Source organism: Phreatobacter oligotrophus, assembly GCF_003046185.1.
Lineage (GTDB): Bacteria > Pseudomonadota > Alphaproteobacteria > Rhizobiales > Phreatobacteraceae > Phreatobacter > Phreatobacter oligotrophus.
In genome coordinates, this window is sequence record NZ_PZZL01000057.1 from 1 (window position 1) to 2,406 (window position 2,406).

Sequence of the window (2,406 nt, forward strand, 5' to 3'; positions counted from 1 at the left end):
GGCTTGAAGTCCTTGTTCAGGCGCTGGCGCATTTCGGTCCAGCCCGGCAGGCCCTGGAACTTCATCACATTGCGCTTGAAGAAGCTTTCGCACGTCCCTTTCATCTGAGGCATCGCTGCCGGAGTAGAGACCTTGGCGCCTTCGGCGAGGGCCGCTTCGGCGGCCAGGACGGTTGCCGCAGTGAACTCCTTGCCGTTGTCAGCAACGAGACACTGCACACCGGTCAGCTGGTGCCAGGAGCTCTGGCAGCCGGCGGCGCGAGCAATGTGGGTCTTGTCGATACCAATCTGCGATCGGGCATTGAGTACCGCGTCGGCGTGAGAGCGGATCGAGAAGGCAACGCCAAGGATGACACGGGACGCGCAATCGACGGCATAGACCGCCCAGACTTTGATGCGGGCGGCCTCACCCCGAGCCTTCGGGCTGAGGGCATCGAACAGGCCCGCGTGCTCGAGAATGACCTTGAGATTGCATTCCCACCCGTCCATCTCGACCCGCTCACCGATCCCCCGAATATCGAGACCGCTGCCAAGCGAGGTGAACCGGCGGACGGCATTGGTCACGCCGTGCGTGCAGATGGCGTTCTGGAACGCAGAGAGCTTGCGCGCTTCGCGCTTGAAAACATAACGCGACGGCGTCGCGATGAGGGGCTTGGGGTCTTCGCCGGCCTTCCGACGCGCCTCGTTGTCCTTCTCGATCTGCTTGTTCTCTTCATGAATGGCGACGACCATGGCGTCGTACCGCACCATGAGCGGCCCTGAGAACTCGCGCACCTGAAGGGCGCGATCCACGTGGCGCTGCGTGTCGGGGTGAAGCACCATCCGCTTGGCGCCGACGCACTCGTAGTTGCCGGCCAGGACGAGCACATTCCGGCCTGAAGCGCGGAACTTGCGGTGCCACTCAAGAGCCGCCCGCGCAGAAGGCGCCATGAGGAACTTGTCCGTCGTCTCGCCCTGACGGGCAAGATCCGCATTGCTCGTCCGGGCAAGGGCCGCGGAGCCGGGCAGAATGCGCGACTTTGCGAGAGCCTCGAGTTCCTTGCGGAAGACGCTGCCCTCCTCGAACATCGCGTCGAGGATCGGCTGCAACACAACTTCCGTCAGGATCTTTTCGCCCGCCGCGACACGCCGTTCGATTTCGCCGACAACGAGCAGCTTGCGCAAGACGCCGGCCCGCTTGGTCGGGTGCAAAACATCCACGCTGGTGACGTCGACATAGCGAGCGTCGCCTGTGTAGGCGTGGCGGAACCGGAAATATTCCGAGTCCACCACCATGTTGTCTTCGAGATGGAAGCGGTGGATCTGCTCGTGGGTGAACACCTCGATCTCACGATCGTCGGTTCGGGTCAGGGCGTAGCCGCCGACGACCTCCTCAGCTCGGGTATAGATCACCCCCTTGATGGTGATCCGGTCATGGGGGCCAAGACGGCGAACGACGACGTCGAGGCGCTTCAGGGCATTGGTAGACATAGGATATTTCCTTCTTTCTGGATAAAGCAGTGTCGTCGGCCCGGTGCAGGCCGCAGATCAGGTGGTAGGTGGGATGGGTGTGGTGGCGGCCGTGTTGCCGGCCGCCTCAGGTGTTGCAGCGGACGTATTCGTCGTCCGCGAGACGGAAGCCATCGGGCATGCTCAGCTTGCCGCTGGCGATGGCCCTCACCACGGCACGGAAGCTTCGACCATCAGGCAGACCGATGGCCCGCTGCAGGTGACCGAGTGTCCAGGCTCCGGCCATGGTCGCGATCACTTTGGCCGCAGCGGCATCGTCGGCTGCCGTCTGCGCAGGCCGATGCTGCTGGTCGGCACGGGCGCTTTCCACAGCGGCCACGAACGACCGGAGCTCTGGGGGGATCATCTTGTCGGTGATCAGATCGATGCGATCGGCCACCGACTTCGGCATCGCCTTAGCGATCAGACGCAGGGTCTGACGAAACCCGCGGCGACGAGCGACGGCCTCGGGTTTCACGGCGATGCCGATACGCTCTCCGTTCGCCAACGTGACACGAAAGTCGAGATAGCTCTGGCGCGTCTTGCCGCGCTCATCGGTGTAGGTGAACGGCGGGATCTGTTCTTCGACGGTGATGACGTCGTTTCGCAGCGTCAGGATCGTCCGAAGAGCCAAGTACTCTGTGTAGCTCTCACAGCCGATCTGCCGCGAACCGACGTTGTAGACGTTGACAGAGAAGGCGCCGCGCGACCCGGTGACGATCTTACGGGATGCGACGCTGTCCCCGATCAGCGAGAACGGGGTCTCGTCCTCACAGTCCGTCGCCTGGAGGGGCACCGCCCCAGCAGGTACGGCAACCGCCACCAAGCCATCCGCTACCTTCGCTTTGGAGATCTCCATCGCGACGGCTGCAGGAGCCTGATCGACATAGATTTGTTCAGCGCGGAGAAGGGCCTCTTC

Annotated in this window: 2 protein-coding genes; both read right to left on the reverse strand. The window is 63.2% G+C overall.

Annotated features, from left to right (window positions below; genetic code table 11):
• On the reverse strand, nt 1-1,469 hold a 1,469-nt coding region (locus tag C8P69_RS23325; RefSeq protein ID WP_146167457.1), incomplete at its 3' end, for a hypothetical protein.
• Nucleotides 1,470-1,575: 106 nt separating this feature from the next.
• The coding region (locus C8P69_RS24040; protein ID WP_108179814.1) for a hypothetical protein at nt 1,576-2,406 on the reverse strand (831 nt) is incomplete at its 5' end.